Origin of the sequence: Verminephrobacter aporrectodeae subsp. tuberculatae At4, assembly GCF_000193225.1 — a bacterium.
GTDB classification, from domain to species: Bacteria; Pseudomonadota; Gammaproteobacteria; order Burkholderiales; family Burkholderiaceae_C; genus Acidovorax; species Acidovorax aporrectodeae.
The window spans coordinates 1-18,622 of record NZ_AFAL01000396.1 but is presented as its reverse complement, the minus strand read 5'-3'; the positions used below and the strand labels follow the sequence as shown (position 1 = coordinate 18,622).

Genomic DNA, 18,622 nt, shown 5'->3' with positions numbered 1-18,622 from the left:
TCGAAACCGCGCTGTATGCCCCCCGCCAGACCGCGCGGACTGCCTGCGGGCTCGGGGTGCAGCCAGCGCGCGGCGAGCATGGGCACGAGCGTCAGCGACACCACGGCGGAGAGGATGATGCTCACGGCCAGCGTGACCGCAAACTCGCGGAACAGCCGCCCGAGCACGTCGCGCATGAACAGCAGCGGGATGAGCACGGCGATCAGGGACACCGTCAGCGAGACGATCGTAAAACCGATCTGCGCCGCCCCCTTGCGCGCAGCCTGCAAGGGCGTCTCGCCCGCTTCGAGGTGGCGCGCGATGTTCTCGAGCATCACGATGGCGTCATCGACCACGAAGCCCGTGGCAATGGTCAGCGCCATCAGGCTCAGGTTGTTCAGCCCGTAGCCGAGCAGGTACATCACGCCGCAGCTGCCCACGAGCGAGATCGGCACCGCCAGGCTGGCGATCACCGTGGCGCGCAGGCTGTGCAGAAAAAAGAAGATCACCAGCACCACCAGCAGCACGGCCAGGACCAGTTCCAACTCCACGTGCTCGACGGCCGCCCGGATTCCCGTGGTGCGGTCCGCGAGCAGCTGGACCTCGAGCGCCACGGGCAGGTCGGCCTGCAACGCGGGCAGCAGCTGGCGGATGCGCTCGACCGTGGCGATCACGTTCGCCCCCGGCTGGCGCTGCACGTCGAGGATGATCGCCGGGGTCGTATTCGCCCAGGCGCCCAGGCGCTCGTTCTCGACGCCGTCGAGCACCCGCGCCACCGCGTGCATGCGCACCGGCGCGCCATTGCGCCAGGACACGATGAGGTCCCGGTAGTCCTGCGCCGTGAGCAACTGGTCGTTGGTGTCGATGGTGTAGGCGCGTTGCGGCCCGTCGAAACTGCCCTTGGCGCCGTTCGCGTTCGCCGCGCTGATGGCCGTGCGCAGGCTGTCCAGCCCCAGCCCGTACGACGCCAGCGCCCGGGTGTCGGCCTGTATGCGCACGGCAGGGCGCTGCCCGCCCGCGAGCGACACCAGCCCCACGCCGCTGACCTGGCTGATCTTCGGCGCCAGGCGCGTGTACACCAGGTTCTGCACCGCGCTCAGAGGCAGCGTCTGCGAGCTGATCGCCAGCGTCAGCACCGGGGCGTCCGCGGGGTTGACCTTGGCGTATACCGGCGGCGCCGGCAGATCCGCCGGCAGCAGCGCGCTGCCCACGTTGATGGCCGCCTGCACCTGCTGCTCGGCAACGTCCAGCGCCAGCCCCAGGCTGAACTGCAAGGTGATCACCGACACCCCCGCGGAGCTGCGCGAAGCCATGCGCTCGAGCCCCGGCATCTGGCCGAACTGGCGCTCCAGCGGTGCGCTCACCGTGCGGCCCATCACCTCGGGGCTCGCGCCCGGGTACAGGGTCTGCACCTGGATCGTGGGGTAGTCCACCTCGGGCAGGGCCGACAGCGGCAAGAAGCGCAGGCCCAGCAGGCCCGCGAGCACGATCGCCAGCATCAGCAGCGCGGTGGCCACCGGCCTTTCGATGAACGGACGCGAGGGGCTCATGCCGGCTGCCCGCGCTCAGGGCTTCGGGGACGGGCGCTGGCGGCGCGCGCCGTCTCCAGTCCGTGCACCCTGTGCGCCGCCGCGGGCGCCGGGCAATTGCACCAGCATGCCGTCCTGCAGGCGGTCGCCGCCCTCGGTCACCACGCGCTCGCCCTGCGCGAGCCCCTCGGTGATCGCCACCTGCTCCGCGCTCGCCTGCCCGCGCCGGACCTGGCGCAGCGACACCCGGCGGTCCGCGCCGATGACGTACACATAGTCGCCCTGCGCGCCGGTGCGCACGGCAGTCACCGGAACCACCAGCGCGCTCACATGGCGCAGCAGCAATTGCACGTTCACGAACTGGTTCGGAAACAGCGCGCCGGCAGCGTTCTCGAAATGCGCCTTGGCCTTGACGGTGCCGGTCGTGGTATCGACCAAGTTGTCCAGCGTGGAAAAGCGGCCGGTGTCGAGCTCCGTCTGGCGCGCCCGGTCCAGCGCCGTCACTGTCAGCGCCGCCGCGCCGCGCTGCGCCGCGCGGATTTCGCCCACACGGTCCTGCGGCACGGCAAAGCGCACGTCGATGGGCGCCACCCCGGTGATGGTGGCAATTCCCGCCGCGTCGCCCGGGCCCACGGGGTTGCCCGCGTCCACCGTGCGCAGGCCGATGCGCCCGCCGGCCGGCGCCGTGATGCGCGTGAACTCCAGATTCAGCCGCGCCGTGCCCTCCTGTGCCTGGTCGCTCAGCACCGTGCCCTCCAACTGCCGGACCAGCGCCGCCTGGCCGTCCACCTCCTGGCGCGCGATCGAGTCCTGCGCGAGCAGCGTGCGGTAGCGCTCCAGCGTGAGGCGGGCGAGCTCCAGCTGCGCCTCGTCGCGCTGGCGCGTACCCCGGACCTGCATCAGCGCCTGCTCGAACGGCCGGGGGTCGATCTGCGCCAGCAACTGCCCCTTGCGCACCATCTGCCCCTCGGTAAACAGCACCTGCGTGAGCATGCCCGACACCTGCGGCCGCAGCGTCACCGTGCTCGCCGCCAGCACCGTTCCGAGCGCGTCGATGAGCACCGGCAGCTGCGCCCTGGTCACCGTGGCCTCGCCCACGGTGACCAGGGGCTGGCCGTGTCCGGAATCCTGGCCCCGCCCGCCCTGCACGCGCCCGACGAGATACCAGGCGGCGACGCCCAGCAGCCCCGCCAGAAGCAGCGCCACCAGACTCCCCACCCAGCGCAAGCGCCGCGCGGGCGGGGCGGCGGCGGGCGGGGGCAATGGGGCCGGCAGGGTGGATAAGGCCGATGAGGCGGATGAGGCCGTTGGTGGGGGCGTGCTGACTTCCTGCGGATTCATCATGGCGGTGTGCGTGTTCTCGGATTTCAGGCCCAGGGCGTGGCGCATCGTAGAGGCTGACTCCGCCCCCCTTCTTGAACGCCGTGCGAAGAAAAGTAAACCTGTGGGGGAGCAGCGCCCCGCCGACCCCGCGGATCGCGCCGCCATTGTGCATTTCGCGCCGGCCAGGGCGTATTTCGTCGCCCGGCGCTGGCGCTGCCCGGGTTCTCGCGGCACAGTCAGCGCCCCCCCGCTCCAAGGCTCAGCACCGTGACACAGACGACCCGACGCGCAGCGCGCCGCAACCTGCCCATGCAACGACTCATCGTGATCCCCGCATGCCTGCTGCTGGCACTCAGCGCAGGCCTTGCCGCCGCTATCGCCTGGGGCGGCCCCGGGGACATCGCGCCGCTCGCGAGCATCAGCAGTCCATTCGAAAATGTGGATTACAGCCAGCTACCGCGCGCGCAGGAATACACCGCACGCGACGGCACGGCGCTGGCGTGGCGGGCCTACGGCCCAGAGCATCCGGTGGCGGGCAGCGCGCTGCGCCGGGTGCTGCTGGTGCATGGGTCCTCGGCGCACGCGCAGTCCATGCACGTGCTCGCGCAGGCCCTGGCGGCCGAAGGCTACGCCGTGGCGGCGCTCGACATGCGCGGGCACGGCGCATCGGGTCCGCGCGGGCAGGCGGCGTACGTCGGCCAGTTGGAAGACGACGTCGAGGACTTCCTGCGCGCCGTGCCCCATTCCGGTCCGCAGACGCTGATGGGCTTTTCGTCCGGCGGGGGCCTGGTGCTGCGCCTTGCGGGCAGCGCAAGGCAGGAACTGTTCGAGCGCTACGTGCTGCTCGCGCCCTATGTGGGCCCGAGCGCCCCCACGTCGCGGCCCGACAGCGGCGGCTGGGCTTCCGTCGGCCTGCCACGCATCCTCGCGCTGACCCTGCTCAATGGCGCGGGCATCACCCGCTGGAACCATCTGCCGGTGCTGCGCTTTGCCCTGGAGCCCGCGATACACCATCTGCTCACCCCCAGCTATTCGTACACCCTGGCGATGAGCTTCGGCCCGCATCGGGACTACCAGAGCGACATCCGCAACGCCCGGGGCAAGCTGTGCATCGTCGCCGGGCAGGACGACGAGCTGATGTACGCCGAGCGCTACGCCGCGTTGTTCGCCGAGGCGGGCAAGCCAGTTCCCGTGACCCTTGTGCCCGGCGTCCAGCACATGGGGCTGACGCTGGACGCGGTGGCCGTGCGCGCGGTGGCACGGGCCTGCAAGGAGTGAATCCGGGTCACGCACACGCAGTGGCTCGACGCTCAACTGACACCTGTCGGGCAAGGTCGCAAAGCACTCCCCAGAGACGATCCAGGCTGACGGGGCGCAAGAGCAGACAGAACAACACGACAACTGCGCGAGGCCTACTCCGTGTGGGAAACCCGAATCGAGCATGGTCAGGTGCATCTGTGCTCCATTGCGGCCAAGATGGTTTGCCTGGCTGCCCATGGAAGAAATCTGCGCACCATGCCCGATGAGTTACTTCAACGTCTTTCTGAGCATCCATTCTTACCTTTGTGATAATCCCATGACCCATTTGAAATTCATCACGAACATTGTTGTTGGCGTTAGCCTACTGGCATCCTCTGCTGTGCAAGCTTATGGCGAGCATTCCGACCCGGCCCTGAAACACCTCGCCCAGGCCTTTGCTGAAGCTGCGAAAGACCCTGGCAAGCTTGATGCTGCTTTCAGTGTGGCCGAACAAACGGTCAAGGCCATGCCGAACAATCCAATTGCCCTGGTCTATAAAGGCAGCCTCGCCACGCAGCGGGCGCGCGACGCCTGGATGCCATGGAACAAGCTAAGCTACCTCAAAGACGGTATTGACATGATGGATCAGGCTCTGGACATCGCCTCGCGGGCTCCGGTCAATCCCGACACGATACTTCAAGTGCGCATGGTACGTGCGCTTACCAGCGCGCGCATTCCAGCGATCTTCGGCCGTGGTTCGGTGGCGCAGGGGGATTTGACCAATGTACTCAGCAACCCAGGATTCAAGGGTATGAAGGCACAGGATCAGGCCTCTGTCTACGCTTGGCTGGCTGTCTATGCGCACCGGGATAACCAAGCGGATAAAGCCGCAGATCAACTGAAGACAGCGAGAGCAGTAGACAAAGTCACGGCAGACGCCGTTTGGGCAGAAAGGTAAGCCATGGTGGTCGAGTCTCCCGTTGTTCTGCGCGCCAGCAATTTGCACAAGTTGTATGCATTGGGTGAGACCTCGGTAGCCGCATTGCGTGGGGTTGACATCACAATTGAGCAGGGCGACTTTGCTGCCTTGTGTGGCCCCTCCGGCAGTGGCAAGAGCACTTTGCTCAATTTGCTTGGATTGTTGGAGCCACCAAATCAGGGTGAAATTTGGCTCGACGGGAAGACGGTCGACCACGGAGCTACTGAGGCGCTTGATCAATTGCGACGGCGTCGCTTGGGCTTCGTGTTTCAGAGCTTCAACCTGGTTCCGGTGCTCAGTGCACGGGAAAACGTCGAGCTTCCCTTGTTGATGACATCCATGTCGCCGAGCGAGCGCCGCGAGCGTGCAGAGAATCTGCTCGATGCGGTGGGGCTGGCTGATCGCATGGGCCACCGGCCCAAGCAGCTTTCCGGCGGCCAGCAACAACGGGTGGCAGTGGCACGGGCGTTGGTGAACGCGCCACTGTTGGTGTTGGCCGATGAGCCCACCGCCAGTCTGGACAGCCAGACCGCTGCACAACTGCTCGATCTAATGCAGTCGCTCAATCGGCAACTGGGCACTGCCTTTTTGTTCTCCACTCACGATGCGCGTGTGGTGGAGCGCGCTCAGAAGTTGTTCACACTCTCCGACGGAAGAATATTGGCATGAAATGGTTTGTCTACGCTTGGCGCAATGTCGCACGCAACCGGCGCCGCACTGTGCTTTCTGCCGCCATTGTTGCCTGCGGCAGTATGGCGCTGTTGCTGAGCATCGGCTTTGTACTGGCATCCTTTTATGGCCTGCGCGAATCCATCATCAGCAGCGAACTAGGGCACATCCAGATAGGCGCACATGGCCAGTTTGAGGGTAACGAAGAAAGGCCCTTGCAGTATGGCCTGAGTCCGCAGCAGGTCAAGGCCGCGGAAGACAAATTCCAGCAAGAGTCCGGGTTGCGCTTCAGTACTCGGCGCGTCTTGTTTGAGGGCTTGCTCTCCACGGGGCGTCGCAGCGTGGCCTTTGTAGGACAGGGCGTGGAGCCAGAAAAAGAGTCCCGCCTCTCTACCGTGTTTGCTCCGATTGTCTCTGGCAATGGTTTGAGCGACGATCCCAGCAGACCTGAGCAGATCCTGATTGCCGTCGATCTTGCGCGCAGCCTTCAGGTCAAACCGGGTGATACGATCACCGTCATGGTGACCACCGAAGACGGCGTTCTCAACGCGGTCGATGCCGTGGTTGCTGGCACCTATCGCACAGGGGTGCCGGATCTTGATCGCCGCGCCATCATGATGCCGTTGCAAAACGTGCAGTCATTGTTGGTGACCCAAAAGATATCACGCTTGGTGTTGGCGCTGCGCGACACCGATGCCACCGACGCATTGGCCTCACGCCTGCGTGCGCAGCTTCCAGATCTGGATATCAAGCGCTGGATTGAACTGGCACCTTTTTACAATCAGGTTGTATCGCTGTACCGCATCATCTTCACCGTGCTGGGCATCATCATTGCGATGGTGGTTTTTATCTCCACCGCCAACTCCATGCTGATGAGCGTCATGGAGCGCATCCGCGAAGTTGGGACGCTTCGTGCCATTGGAATTCCAGATCGGCGTATTCAACAGACCTTTCTGCTCGAAGGTGGAATGATCGGCATGCTGGGTGGCAGCGTCGGCTTGGTGTTAGCGTTGCTGACAGCGCTGGTGGTTAATCTTTCCGACATCCGCATGCCACCACCGCCTGGGCGCACCACTGATTACCCGCTCATCATTGCTATGCAATTGGATAGCAGCTTGATGATCTGGCTGGTCTTCATCATGCTGAGTGCGCTGGCTGCCTGGGCACCACATCGGGTGATACGTCGTTTATCCATCATAGAAAAGCTCAATCACGTTTGAGCGGGAGTTATTGCACTATGCGTTTTCTTCTTTTGATTTTGTGCCTCAGCGTATTTGGAGGTGCTGCTGTGCTCGCTGCCGAGCGTCCACACCCTTCGGCGTTGTTGGCGCAGGCCGATAATTTCAGGCAGCAAGATGAGTCGGCCGAGCTCAAGGTCAAACTCAAGAGTACCAAAGACCAAAAGCCAGATGGTGACAGTGAGATGCGCGTGCGGCTCAAGGGGGCAGATCTGTCATTAGTGGAAGTGCTCAGTGGGCGCAGTGCTGGCCAAGTCGTGTTGATGAGCAAAGAGGCTGTGTGGGTGCGCATGCCGCGTGCCAGTTTGCCGATTCGTATTACACCGATTCAGCGTCTGATGGGCGAAGCCAGCTACGGTGACCTGGGACGCTTGCGCTGGCAAGATGACTACGCTGCCCAGTATCAGGTCAACGCGGAGCAGACTGTAAATGACATCCCGGTTTGGGCGCTAAGCCTGACGGCTGCCAAACCGACCGCAGCCTATGCCAAGATGGATCTCTACGTTGCACGCGACGGTGGCTGGCCAGTGCAGGCAGCGTTTTATCTGAAGAGCGGTAAGCTTTTCAAAACAGCCCGCTTTGACAAGCCAGTCAAGCTTGGCAGCAGGGTTCTGACGCAGCGCACCGTTCTCAGTGATGGAGTTGACAGCACACAACAAACCGAGATGATCATCGAATCGGTCACTGCCAAAGACTTCCCCAGTCAGAAGTTCACGCTTGATGGGTTGATGGAATGAGAGGGTGGATGTTTTTGGGCACCTTCTTGGTGGGTGCATGCCTATCTGCCCACGCTGACCCGCTGGAGCTTAAATCTGCTTTGGTGTTCACTGGACAGGCCACCGAGCTTCGTCGCGACTTGGATCCTGGTTGGCTATCTGGCGTGCCAGCTAAACAATATACTGGTGCCGCCGTGATAGACGGCAAATGGGAGGATCTTGGCTTTCGCTACCGATTGGACTACGACCAGGTTCGTGGTAGCGAAGGACGGTCAGTCTTCAACAATGAACGTAGTAGCGGTCAACTACTACAGTTGCGCACAAAGTTTCTGCTGTCGGATCGCTGGGCGTTGCGTTTGGGCAAGTTCAATGAAAACTTCGATAACGCCCATTACGCGCATGTGCTGGATTTTCTCAAGGACAACATTACCTCCAGCGACACAGAGGATCTGGCAGCCCGCGTGCGTGGCTTCCCCATTGCCAAGCTTAGTTACAACGGAGAGCGTTTGGGCGCAGATCTGATTTACAGCGACGATAGCAGCACGAACACTACTTACCGCTTTAACAGTCAGAATCCAAACTTTAACCGAGGCATTCGTCAATGGCTGGGTGTTCTCCGCGTCAATTTTGAGGAAACCTATGTAACCACGCTGGTACAAAAGCCATCGGATATGCGCGCGGGTTTTGGTGCCGCCTTTGTTCATACTCCAAATGCACAGATGCAGTTGTATGGTGCCTTGTTTTCTCAACGCGGAAGTCGGCAGCCAGTGCTTCGCAACATTTATCCTGATGGGGCATCGCCCTTGGGGGGCGACGATATTTATACGAACAGTGGCTCCTATGCCGCAACACGACTGATGGAGGATCGCTGGTATACCCGTGGTATGCTGGGTATAGGCTGGACGAGTGAGACGCAACTGAATTTGCGTTTCGAATGGCGGCATGATCAAAGCGGAATGTCGCCTCAAGATTACCGCCGATGGGGGCAAATCGTTGATTTCCATCGTAGCCTGCTGCGGCAAGACCGTACGGCAGCAGCCTTCAACATCGCTTGGGACGCCCAAGCGCTGCGAGCCCGCCAGCGCGATAGTTTTCTGCTACGGATCGACCGACCCCTGGACAATGATTTTTCCATAGCTCTTGGCGCTCTGGTAGGGAGGGATCGTAGTGTCTTGTGGCAGCCGCGTCTGCGCTATAGTCCAGCAGGGAAAAGGCTGGACGCTTGGATCGAATTTCAGCGCACTGCTGGTCGTGAAGGCTCCGAGTTCGGCTCAGCGCTGGCGCGAACGCAGGTGCAGGTCGGTCTACGTTATCTCTTTGACTAGACTGATCTACTCGATCACTTACTGCCGCCCAGACTGCGTCCGAATGAGATCACCGTGTGGGTGCTTGGGCCTGCAGCAGTAGCGACAGTGTTAAGTAGCCAAGAATCATTGCCATCGGCTGAGTTGGTGCGTGCCGCCAACATTGCCCGAGCAGACAAACGCAGCGAATTCATTGCGGCTCGCCGGGCTCTTCGCTGGTTTTTGGCTCAGCAGAGAGGCGGCGAGTCCTCTCATGTTGAATTTGATCGCCTATCCGGCCCTTTGCAACCTGTTGGTCATTACCGTGACTTGACTTAGTTGTTGATTTGTATAGGTTTTCATGACTTGTGCATAACGGAATGGGTTTGGCTTGTACCGGGTCCATTGCTGAAATTGAAAAATTCACACGCTCTCAGAGGGCGATCTCCCCGCCGTCGCTGCGCGTCACCGCCACCGTTGCGGAGCGGGGCCGTTTCTTCGCCGCGCCGTCGGTTTGGCTGGCGGGCCAATAGCTGGTGTACGCCTTGGCGCCGTGGTCAGCGGACGCGGCCTCGCCCGGGTGCTGCACGTTGAAGAACAGCGTCTTGCGGTCCGGCGTCATGGCGATCCCGGTGATCTCGCAGTCCTTCGGGCCCGTGAGGAAACGGCGCACCGTGGTGCCGTTGGCGTTCGCGCCTTGGATGGTCGAGGTGCCTCCCGCCGCGGTGGCCGCGCCGCCGTCGCCGACCTTGCCGGGAACTGCGGCCAGCATCATGCAATTCGTCACGTCGGTGTAGGCGCTGTCGTCGGTCTGGATCCACAGGATCCCGCGGCTATCGAACCACAGGCCGTCCGGGCAGGAGAAGTCGTTCACGTCCGTGAGCTTGGAGAGATTCACGTCGGCGGCAGCGTCGGCCTGCGCTGCGAACAGGTAGATGTCCCAGGTGAATGCGCTCGCGGCCGGGTCGTCGCCGGCTTCGCGCCAGCGGATGATGTGGCCGTTGGGATTGCCCTTTTGCACGGACGTGCCGTTCTTCAGGTCCTCGTAGTAGCGCGGATTCGCGGCGTCGGGCCTGAGCTGGTAGCCGGTGGGGGTGGCAGTCGGCGCGACGCGCGCGCTGTTGTTCGTCAGGCTCATGTAGACCTCCCCGTTCAACGGGTTCACTGCGCCCCATTCCGGCCGGTCCATCTTGGTCGGGCCGAGCTTGTCGGCCGCAAGGCGGGGGTTGATCAGGACGTCCGCCTGGTCGGCGAAGGGGTAGGTGGTATGGCTGCTGTCGATCCCGTTCTTGCCGAAAGTCAATTCCAGCCAGTTGCCGCTGCCGTCGGCGTTGAACTTGGCCGCGTAGAGGGTGCCCTGGTCCATGTACTTGGCGCCCGCGGCGAGCCCCTTGCCGACGTCGGCCGGATCCCAGTTCGCCTTGGAGACGAACTTGTAGATGTACTCGCTGCCGCCGTCATCGCCCATATAGAAGACCACCGGTCTGCCTGCGACCGCCTTGCAGGGCCAGCAGCCCTCGTGGTTGAAGCGACCGAGCGCCGTGCGCTTGACCGGATTCGAGCTGGGGCTGAAGGGGTCGATTTCCACGATCCAGCCGAAGTTGTTCGCGGTGTTGCGAAAGTCCGCCTCGGCGCTGGCACCGGTGACCGAGGCGTTCCAGCGGGCGTAGTCGTCGCTGCTGCCGGGGGTGTCCCACAGGTAGGGGCTCTTGCGGTTCTGGGGCAGGCCGCTGCGGTTCAGGGCGGTGACCTCCTTGGCGCTGCGCTCCGCGTCGTCGTCGGCGGCCCGGCCAATCACGTTCAGGTAGTTCTCTTCGCAGGTCAGATACGTGCCCCAGGGCGTGTAGCCGTTGGCGCAGTTGTTGTTCGTTCCGCGCGTCGTGGTGCCAGTGGGCGACTGCTTGGTCCGGAGCAGGTTCGAGCCCTTGGCCGGACCGGAGAAATCCATCAGGGTGGCGGAGGTGATGCGGCGGTTGAACGGGGAGTCGCGCACCATGGACAGGCTCATGTCGGCGCCGCGTTTGACTTCGCAGACACTCACCCCATGCGCGGCAATCTCCTTGTCGACTTCGGCGGCAACGCGCACGCTGCCGGCCGTGCGGCCATTCGGGTGCAGGCAGTGGGGCCCCACCACGTATTCGTGGTTCACGCACAGCAGGCCGCGGTCAGAGCGGTCCGCCTGCCAGGCGCCGGCATTCGACAGCCCGAAGTAGTGCATGCCATCGTGGCCGTCGCCGATGCGCCGGTTGTACGAATCGGGCGTCTCCGACCCATCGTCGGCCCAGGCCGCGTCGCCCGACTGCAGGGGATCCCCCAGGGCGTGGAGGATGCTGACCCGATAGCCGGAAGCGATGCTGACCAAGTCATTCTTGTTCTTGGGGACGGCCTCGAACCGGAGGGTGGGGGTAGGGGTGGGGGCCGCATCCCCACCGGGAGCGCCGCCGCCAGCGGTCCCGCCATTGCCGCCACCACCATCGCCGCCACCACTGCATGCGCTCAGGCCAAGACTGCCGAACAGCGTTGCCGTGGTGACGGAAATCCCTCCCTTGAGGACGCCGCGGCGGCTCATGCGCGCAGCCACGATTTCCTGGATATGGGGGTTGCTGGACTGGTTGCTGATCTCGTCTTCATCCAGGTGGTTGGGGATGCCGCTGTCGTGGGGCTGGCTGCTCATGGATTCTCCAAAGTTCGAACGGGGTGCGATCGATGGTATGGAGCCACGATGACAGATGCGTTACGCAAGCCCCCGCGCTGCCATTCCAATGCGCCCGATCATTCCTCACGCACTTTGAAGTGCGCGCGCGCCAGCGTGGACTCTATGAGTCGGGCGTTGGGTTCGTCGATATCTCTTACCCAATCCTCTGCGGCCTGTCGGGAGCGGCCAAACTGCATATGCCGGGCGAGCAAACGCTGCAGCCGCAGGGCAGGATCGACTTCCACGTACCACAGTTCGTCGAGCAAGGCCGCCACGTGGCCCCAGCCGCCTTGCTCCAGCGCCAGGTAGTTGCCCTCCGCGATGAGCAGTTTGGCATGGGGGAAGATGGGAATGGCCCCGGCGATGGGCTCCTCGATTTCCCGGCGAAATTCAGGGGCGTAGATGAGCTCGTCGTCCCCTTGTTTGCGCAAGCGCTCGAGCAGCGACCGGTAGCCATGGCCATCAAAAGTGTCCGGTGCGCCCTTGCGCCCGGCACGCCCCAGGCGATCCAACTCCTTGTTCGCCAAGTGATACCCATCCATCGGCACGATCTGCGACTGCTGGGGGTACAGGGCGTGCAGGCGCAGCGAAACCGTTGACTTGCCTGCCCCCGGAGGTCCGACGATGCCCAGGATCGTTCTGGAACTGCGGGAGAGAAATAGCTGAAGCCGCCCGCAGGCTTGCGCGAGGGTCAGCGTTTGTACGTGCTGCGTCATGGAATTTGCCCGTTCATGGATCGATGGTCCGTGCGTTTCGCCTGCGCTCCCGGTCGGCGTCAGGGCTTGAAAAAATTCACCGGCAGCCCGGCTATCGCCACCCGGGTGCCAAACAGCGAGCCTGCGGGAATGGCTGCGTCCTGCTCTTGCTGCGGTCGCCCCGCACGCGCCGAGGTGATGTACAGCGTGCGCCCATCGTCCCCGCCAAAGCAGACCATGGTGGGGCATTGCACGGGCGTGGCGATGCGCTGCAGCAATGCGCCGGCGGGCGAGAACTGCAGCACGCAGGCGCCCTCGTACATGGCCACCCAGTAGTTGCCGTCCACGTCCACCGCCGCGCCGTCGGGGCGGCCGCCGTAGGGTTCGCCGGGCTCCTTGCGGGGAAAGCGGGCCCAGGGCTGGCGCCCGCTGATGCTTCCGCTGGCCGCATCGAAGTCAAAGCGGTCGATGCGGTGCTCGGGCGTGTTCGCCCAATACAGAAAGCGCTCGTCGGGGCTGAACGCCAGGCCGTTGGCCGTGAAGTTATCGCCCGCCATGTAATCCAGGCGGTAGCCGCCAGCCCCTGCCTCCAGCCGCCACAGCGCCGCATCGGGCGCGCTGCGCGGCGTGATCACCGAACCCGCCCAGAATCGGCCCGCGGTGTCGCAGCGACCATCGTTCAGGCGCAACTGCCGGGTGTCGTGCCGCTCGGCAGGCAGCCGGGCCAGGCAGTCGAGCGCACCCGTCAGCGTGTGCAGAAGGTGGAAACCATCACGTAACCCGATTACAAGCCGGGCGTCCGATGCGGGCGCGCAGCAGCCGGGTTCGCTGGGCATCTTCCACTGCCAGCGCCGGTCCGTCGCGGGTTCCCAGGCGTTCACTGCAAACCCTTGGATGTCGCACCAGTAAAGGCGTTTCTCGAGGGGGTGCCAGAACGGCGACTCGCCGAGTTCGGAAGGTGGCAGCGGCAGGGCTTGCAGGGTCATGGCTTGAAGCAAACAGGTTATCGAATTACATTCTAGGCCCCAGTCCAGTCGGCCCTCCGGCCCAAACCAGCGATGGAGAATCCCCTGCATCCAGTCCTCGCGCGCGTCACGCAGCGCATCACCCGGCGCAGCGCAGACAGCCGCGCCGCATACCTCGCGGGCGTTGACGCCATGCTCCGGCGCAAGCCCGCGCAAGAGCGCATGGGCTGCGCGAACCTGGCCCACGCCTACGCCGCGCTGCCCGGTGCGGACAAGTTCCGGGTCGTGGCCGAGAAGGGGCCGAACATCGGCGTGGTCACGGCGTACAACGACATGCTGTCGGCGCACCAACCGTACCAGGGCTACCCCGCGCTGCTGCGCGACGAGGCCGCCCGGCTGCAAGTCAGCGTGCAGGTGGCCGGGGGCGTTCCTGCCATGTGCGACGGAATCACGCAGGGAACGCCCGCAATGGAACTGTCGCTGTTCTCGCGCGACACCATCGCCATGGCGACTGCGGTGGCGCTGTCGCACGACGTGTTCGACGGCGTGCTGCTGCTGGGCGTATGCGACAAGATCGTCCCCGGCCTGCTCATCGGCGCGCTGCACTACGGCCACCTGCCCTGCGTTTTCGTTCCTGCCGGCCCCATGGGGACGGGCCTGTCGAACCGGGACAAGTCCAAGGTGCGCGAGCAGTACGCGCAGGGCCTGGTGGGGCGCGACGAGTTGTTCCGGGCCGAATCGGCCGCGTACCACGGCCCCGGCACCTGCACCTTCTACGGCACGGCGAACAGCAACCAGATGCTGCTCGAAGCCATGGGCCTGCACGTTCCGGGCGCGGCGTTTGCGCCGCCCGGCAGCGCTGCGCGCGAGGAATTCAGCCGCGCGGCGCTGCGCACCGTGCTCGACATCGGTGCGCGCGGCCCGCGCTTCACGCCCATCGGGCGGCTGGTGGACGCGCGCTGCATCGTCAACGCCATGGCGGCGCTGCTGGCCACGGGCGGATCGACGAATCACCTGATCCACTGGGTGGCGATCGCGCGCAGCGCGGGCGTGCTCATCGACTGGTCGGACTTTGACGAACTCTCCGGCGCCGTGCCGCTGCTCGCCCGCGTGTATCCCAATGGCGAGGCCGACGTGAACCAGTTCCAGGCCGCGGGCGGCCCGGCGTGGGTGCTGCGCGAATTGCTGGACAACGGCCTCATGCACGCCGACGTGCTGAGCGTGAACGCCGGCGGCATTGCCGCGGGTGCGCAGGGCGCGCCTGCGGTGCCGGGGGACGACAGCGTGCTGCGCCCCGTGCGCCGGCCGTTCTCGGCCACGGGCGGGCTGCGCCTGCTGCAGGGCCGGCTGGGGCGCGCGGTGATCAAGGTCTCGGCCGTTCCCGAGGAGCGCCACGTGGTCCAGGCGCCGGCGCGCGTCTTCGATTCGCAGGAGGCGCTGCTCGCCGCGTTCAACGCCGGGGAACTGCGGCAGGACATGGTGGCCGTGGTGCGCTTTCAGGGCCCGCAGGCGAACGGCATGCCCGAGTTGCACAAGCTCACGCCGCCGCTGGGCGTGTTGCAGAACCAGGGTTTTCAGGTCGCGCTCGTGACCGACGGGCGCATGAGCGGCGCCTCGGGCAAGGTGCCCGCGGCGATCCACGTCACGCCCGAGGCGCTGGCCGGCGGCGCGCTCGCGCTGCTGCGCGACGGCGACGTGGTGCGCGTGGACGCCGTCGCGGGGACGCTGGACGTGCTCGTCGATGAGGCCGAATGGTCCGCGCGCACCCCCTGCGCCGGCCCGCCGCCTGCGCTCACCGGCTTTGGCCGCGAACTCTTCCACAACATGCGCCGCCATGCGGGCGGCGCCGAACAAGGAGCCTGCACATGGCTGTGACCCCTGCCACCCCGCTGGACATCGCCAGCCATGGCCCGGTAATTCCCGTCATCGTGATCGAGCACGTGCACGACGCGCTGCCGCTCGCCGAGGCGCTGCTCGCCGGCGGCGTACAGGTGCTCGAGGTGACGCTGCGCACGGCCGCGGGACTGCCCGCGATCGAAGCCATTGCGCGCCAATTGCCGCAAGCCGTGGTCGGCGTGGGCACGGTGCTCGACGCCGACGATGCCCGCCGCGCGAGCGCGGCCGGCGCTCGTTTTGCCGTGAGCCCGGGCTATACGCAGCAGGTGGGCGACGCGTGCAAGGCGCTGAAGCTGCCGCTGCTGCCCGGCGTGGCCACGTCGAGCGAGATCATGGCCGCGCTGTCCGACGGGTTCTCATTCCTCAAGCTCTTCCCCGCCGAGGCGGCAGGCGGAATCCCCTTGCTCAAGTCCTGGGTCAGCCCGTTTGGCCAGGTCAGCTTCTGCCCCACCGGCGGCATTGGCCCGGCCACGGCGCCCGACTATCTGGCGCTGCCCAATGTGCGCTGCGTGGGCGGCTCCTGGCTCACGCCCGCCGATGCCGTGCGCTCTGGCGACTGGGCGCGCATCACCGCGCTGGCGCGCGCCGCGCAGGCGCTGCGCGGAGCCATGTAGTAGCCACTTCGGCGGCCGGGTCGCCCCACCGGGCACGGCGACTTGGCTGCACCTGACCACCTAGGGAAAACCCCTGGGTAAAACGCGCAAGCCGGGAATTACACTTTTTAACATCGGCCGCAAGGTCAGCGCCGGCCGCGAACCGGCGCAACGCAGGCCCCGATTCCCGGCCCAGGAGCCCCCCATGAAAAAACACCTGATGGCGTTTGGCGCCGCGCTGTTGCTCAGCGTCGGCGGCCTGCAGGCACGGACATTCACCTGGAGCGCATCGTCCGACGCGCTGTCCATGGACCCGTATTCGACGAACAACACGTTCACCAATGCCTTTATGGGCAACATATACGAAGGGCTGGTGCGTTTCAACGACAAGGTTCAGATTGAGCCTGCGCTGGCCGATTCCTGGAGCGCGCTGTCCCCGACCCTGTGGCGCTTCAAGCTGCGCCGCGGCGTGAAGTTCCACAACGGCGAAGCCATGACGGCCGACGACGTGGTGTTCAGCTGGCAGCGCGTCATGACGCCCGGCTCCATCGCCAAGATGAATCTGGGCGACGTGAAGGACGTGCGCAAAGTCGATGCCTTCACCGTGGACGTCGAGACCCGCGCGCCCTTCCCGCTGCTGCTCAACGAACTCCTGAACCTCGTGATCATGAGCCGCTCCTGGTGCGAAAAGAACAAGGCCACGCAGGCCAGCGACCTGAAGCAGAAAAAGGAAAACCACGCCAACCGCAGCACCAACGGCACCGGCCCCTTCATGCTGAAGTCGCGCGCGGTGGACGTCAGGACCGTGCTCGTCGCCAACCCCGACTGGTGGGACAAGCCCGGGCACAACCTGAGCGAAGTCGTCTTCACGCCGATACAGTCCGACGCCACCCGCACCTCGTCGCTGCTGTCGGGCGCGCTGGACGCGAGCGTCAGCGTGCCGCTGCAGGATACGCAGCGCATCAGCAGTTCGGGCGCGTTCACCGTGGTGCAGGGGCCCGAGCTGCGCACCATCTTCCTCGGCATGGACCAGTTCCGCGACGAATTGCTCTACTCCGGCGTCAAGGGCCGGAACCCGTTCAAGGACCTGCGCGTGCGCAAGGCGCTGTACCAGGCGATCGACGTCGAAGCCATCAAGCGTTCGGTGATGCGCGGCCAGTCCTGGCCCGCAGGAATGATTCTGTCGCCCCTGCTGAATGGAGCGCCCAGGGAGTTGAACACCCGCCTGCTGCCCTTTCATGCCGAAGCGGCAAAGAAGCTGCTGGCCGAAGCCGGCTACCCCGAGGGCTTTGCCGTCGGCATGCAATGCCCGAACAACCGCTACGTGTACGACGAGCAGATCTGCCTGGCCATCGTCTCGATGCTCGGCCGCGTGGGCATCAGGGTGACTCCGCAGCTCGAGCCCATGAGCAAGTTTCACGTGCGCCTGAACACCATGGACGTGTCGCTCTACATGATCGGCCACGCCGGCCTGCCCATGGCCGACGCCTACGCGCAGCTGTTCGACACGCTCGCCACCCGCTCGGACACGCAGGGTGGCCTGAACGCGGGCCGCTACTCCAACCCCGCGCTCGACGCCCTGCTGCCCAAGATCGCCACCGAACTCGACAGCACCCGGCGCAGTGCGCTGATCGCCGAGGTCGTCGCGATCGCGCGCAACGATTTCGCCTACCTGCCGCTGCACCAGCAGCCCGTCACCTGGGCCGCGCGCAAGGGCGTCGATCTCCGGCAGGGGCCGGACAACCAGTTGCGCCTCTGGCTGGTCAGCGTCCCCGGGTGAGGGCCCCTCCCGATGCTCCGCTTCCTGTCGATCCGCGCCTGGAATGGCTTGCTGGTGATGCTCGGGGTGTCCTTTACCTCCTTTTTGCTGTTCAGCTACATCGGTGACCCGGTGAACAACCTGTTGGGCGAGAGCGCCACGGTCGCGCAAAAGGAGGCGCTGCGGACCTCGCTCGGACTGGACCAGCCGCTCCTCGTGCGCTTTTACAAGTACCTCGGGCTGGCCGTGCGCGGCGAGTTCGGCGTCTCCTACCGCAACCTGGAGCCCGTGGGGCAACTGCTCTGGTCGCGGGTTCCGGCAACGCTCGAACTCAGCTTCTGCGCGGCAGCGCTGGCCCTGGGTGCGGGTATCCCGATGGGCGTGTACGCCGCCATCCGGCGCGACTCCCGGATCGCGCAGCTCATGCAGCTGGTCTCGCTGATCGGCATTTCGATGCCCTCGTTTCTCACGGGAATCCTCCTGATCCTGGTCTTCTCGGTCGAGCTCAACTGGCTGCCGGCCTCCGGCCGCGGCGACGTGGTGCAGTGGGGCCCCTGGAGCACCGGCCTGCTGACGCTCAGCGGCTGGAAGTCGCTGGTCATGCCGTCGATCACGCTGGCGCTGTTCCAGCTGACGCTCTTCATGCGCCTGGTGCGCTCCGAAATGCTCGAAGTGCTGCGCACCGACTACATCAAGTTCGCCCGCGCCCGCGGCATTGCCGAGCGCTCCATCCACTTCCACCATGCGCTGAAGAACACGCTGATCCCGGTGATCACCGTGGCCGGCCTGCAACTCGGCGCGCTGATCGCGTTCTCCATCATCACCGAGACCGTCTTCCAGTGGCCCGGCATGGGGCTGTTGATCATCCAGGCCATCACCTTCAGCGACATCCCGGTGATCGCCGCGTACCTGATGCTCATCGCGCTGCTCTTCGTGGGCATCAACGCCGCCGTGGATCTGCTGTATTTCCGGGTCGATCCCCGGGTCCGTCCGGCATGAACACGCGCTCCCTGAAAACCGCAGCCGCCGTGCAGGAGCCAGCGGCTTGGCAGCGCCTGCTCGAC

At 65.0% G+C, this 18,622-nt stretch carries 15 protein-coding genes; 10 read left to right on the top strand and 5 right to left on the bottom strand.

What is annotated here, in order from left to right:
- A partial coding sequence (locus tag VTU_RS0110915; protein ID WP_010104095.1) for an efflux RND transporter permease subunit occupies positions 1 to 1,529 on the bottom strand: 1,529 nt, incomplete at its 3' end.
- 15 nt (positions 1,530 to 1,544) lie between these two features.
- Positions 1,545 to 2,897: an efflux RND transporter periplasmic adaptor subunit gene (locus VTU_RS0110910; protein ID WP_010104094.1), complete on the bottom strand. Its 1,353-nt coding sequence runs from the start codon at positions 2,895 to 2,897 to the stop codon at positions 1,545 to 1,547.
- Between the two features lie 201 nt (positions 2,898 to 3,098).
- Here VTU_RS0110910 and VTU_RS0110905 point away from each other — a divergent pair, with 201 nt between their 5' ends.
- The 6 genes from VTU_RS0110905 (at position 3,099) to VTU_RS32725 (ending at position 8,997) form a co-directional block, all read left to right on the top strand.
- Positions 3,099 to 4,109, top strand: coding sequence for an alpha/beta hydrolase (locus VTU_RS0110905; protein ID WP_236610708.1), 1,011 nt, complete (start codon positions 3,099 to 3,101; stop codon positions 4,107 to 4,109).
- Between the two features lie 244 nt (positions 4,110 to 4,353).
- The gene (locus VTU_RS0110900) at positions 4,354 to 5,028 is read left to right on the top strand and encodes a hypothetical protein (protein WP_010104084.1); all 675 of its coding nucleotides are present in this window, start codon (positions 4,354 to 4,356) and stop codon (positions 5,026 to 5,028) included.
- A gap of 3 nt (positions 5,029 to 5,031) precedes the next feature.
- Positions 5,032 to 5,718 (top strand): ABC transporter ATP-binding protein, encoded by a 687-nt coding sequence (locus VTU_RS0110895; RefSeq protein ID WP_010104082.1) that lies wholly within the window; start codon positions 5,032 to 5,034, stop codon positions 5,716 to 5,718.
- A complete protein-coding gene (locus VTU_RS0110890) occupies positions 5,715 to 6,938 on the top strand; it encodes an ABC transporter permease (RefSeq protein ID WP_010104080.1) in 1,224 nt (407 codons plus the stop codon). Before VTU_RS0110895 ends, VTU_RS0110890 begins: the two co-directional genes overlap by 4 nt.
- Before the next feature lie 68 nt (positions 6,939 to 7,006).
- On the top strand, positions 7,007 to 7,693 hold the full coding sequence (locus VTU_RS0110885) for an outer membrane lipoprotein-sorting protein (protein ID WP_236610707.1): 687 nt from the start codon (positions 7,007 to 7,009) through the stop codon (positions 7,691 to 7,693).
- An 8-nt stretch (positions 7,694 to 7,701) separates the two neighbouring features.
- On the top strand, positions 7,702 to 8,997 hold the full coding sequence (locus VTU_RS32725) for a hypothetical protein (protein WP_138927856.1): 1,296 nt from the start codon (positions 7,702 to 7,704) through the stop codon (positions 8,995 to 8,997).
- 391 nt (positions 8,998 to 9,388) lie between these two features.
- Here the strand turns inward: VTU_RS32725 and VTU_RS0110870 are convergent, their stop codons facing one another.
- From VTU_RS0110870 to VTU_RS0110860, 3 genes are all read right to left on the bottom strand, one after another.
- Positions 9,389 to 11,629, bottom strand: a complete 2,241-nt coding sequence (locus tag VTU_RS0110870; RefSeq protein WP_010104078.1) for a PhoX family protein — start codon at positions 11,627 to 11,629, stop codon at positions 9,389 to 9,391.
- Between the two features lie 98 nt (positions 11,630 to 11,727).
- Positions 11,728 to 12,366 carry a nucleoside/nucleotide kinase family protein gene (locus VTU_RS0110865; protein WP_010104077.1) on the bottom strand — a complete coding sequence of 213 codons (639 nt, stop codon included), beginning with the start codon at positions 12,364 to 12,366 and terminating at the stop codon, positions 11,728 to 11,730.
- 59 nt (positions 12,367 to 12,425) lie between these two features.
- Positions 12,426 to 13,331 (bottom strand): SMP-30/gluconolactonase/LRE family protein, encoded by a 906-nt coding sequence (locus tag VTU_RS0110860; protein WP_010104075.1) that lies wholly within the window; start codon positions 13,329 to 13,331, stop codon positions 12,426 to 12,428.
- Positions 13,332 to 13,403: 72 nt separating this feature from the next.
- On the opposite strand from VTU_RS0110860, the gene edd reads away from it, so the two are divergent.
- The 4 genes from edd to VTU_RS0110840 all read left to right on the top strand — a co-directional run bounded on the left by edd (position 13,404) and on the right by VTU_RS0110840 (position 18,557).
- Positions 13,404 to 15,185: a phosphogluconate dehydratase gene (gene edd / locus VTU_RS0110855; RefSeq protein ID WP_010104073.1), complete on the top strand. Its 1,782-nt coding sequence runs from the start codon at positions 13,404 to 13,406 to the stop codon at positions 15,183 to 15,185.
- Positions 15,176 to 15,820 (top strand): bifunctional 4-hydroxy-2-oxoglutarate aldolase/2-dehydro-3-deoxy-phosphogluconate aldolase, encoded by a 645-nt coding sequence (gene eda / locus VTU_RS0110850; protein ID WP_010104071.1) that lies wholly within the window; start codon positions 15,176 to 15,178, stop codon positions 15,818 to 15,820. Before edd ends, eda begins: the two co-directional genes overlap by 10 nt.
- Before the next feature lie 184 nt (positions 15,821 to 16,004).
- A complete protein-coding gene (locus VTU_RS0110845) occupies positions 16,005 to 17,579 on the top strand; it encodes an ABC transporter substrate-binding protein (RefSeq protein WP_010104070.1) in 1,575 nt (524 codons plus the stop codon).
- A 12-nt stretch (positions 17,580 to 17,591) separates the two neighbouring features.
- Positions 17,592 to 18,557 (top strand): ABC transporter permease, encoded by a 966-nt coding sequence (locus VTU_RS0110840; protein WP_010104069.1) that lies wholly within the window; start codon positions 17,592 to 17,594, stop codon positions 18,555 to 18,557.
- Positions 18,558 to 18,622: the final 65 nt, after the last annotated feature.

Bases quoted from the DNA above. Each gene is read 5' to 3' on its own strand.
- VTU_RS0110910 (WP_010104094.1), bottom strand. From the start codon at position 2,897: ATGCGCCACGCCCTGGGCCTGAAATCCGAGAACACGCACACCGCCATG.
- VTU_RS0110900 (WP_010104084.1), top strand. From the start codon at position 4,354: ATGAGTTACTTCAACGTCTTTCTGAGCATCCATTCTTACCTTTGTGAT.
- VTU_RS0110895 (WP_010104082.1), top strand. From the start codon at position 5,032: ATGGTGGTCGAGTCTCCCGTTGTTCTGCGCGCCAGCAATTTGCACAAG.
- VTU_RS0110890 (WP_010104080.1), top strand. From the start codon at position 5,715: ATGAAATGGTTTGTCTACGCTTGGCGCAATGTCGCACGCAACCGGCGC.
- VTU_RS32725 (WP_138927856.1), top strand. From the start codon at position 7,702: ATGTTTTTGGGCACCTTCTTGGTGGGTGCATGCCTATCTGCCCACGCT.
- VTU_RS0110870 (WP_010104078.1), bottom strand. From the start codon at position 11,629: ATGAGCAGCCAGCCCCACGACAGCGGCATCCCCAACCACCTGGATGAA.
- VTU_RS0110865 (WP_010104077.1), bottom strand. From the start codon at position 12,366: ATGACGCAGCACGTACAAACGCTGACCCTCGCGCAAGCCTGCGGGCGG.
- VTU_RS0110860 (WP_010104075.1), bottom strand. From the start codon at position 13,331: ATGACCCTGCAAGCCCTGCCGCTGCCACCTTCCGAACTCGGCGAGTCG.
- edd (WP_010104073.1), top strand. From the start codon at position 13,404: ATGGAGAATCCCCTGCATCCAGTCCTCGCGCGCGTCACGCAGCGCATC.
- eda (WP_010104071.1), top strand. From the start codon at position 15,176: ATGGCTGTGACCCCTGCCACCCCGCTGGACATCGCCAGCCATGGCCCG.
- VTU_RS0110845 (WP_010104070.1), top strand. From the start codon at position 16,005: ATGAAAAAACACCTGATGGCGTTTGGCGCCGCGCTGTTGCTCAGCGTC.
- VTU_RS0110840 (WP_010104069.1), top strand. From the start codon at position 17,592: ATGCTCCGCTTCCTGTCGATCCGCGCCTGGAATGGCTTGCTGGTGATG.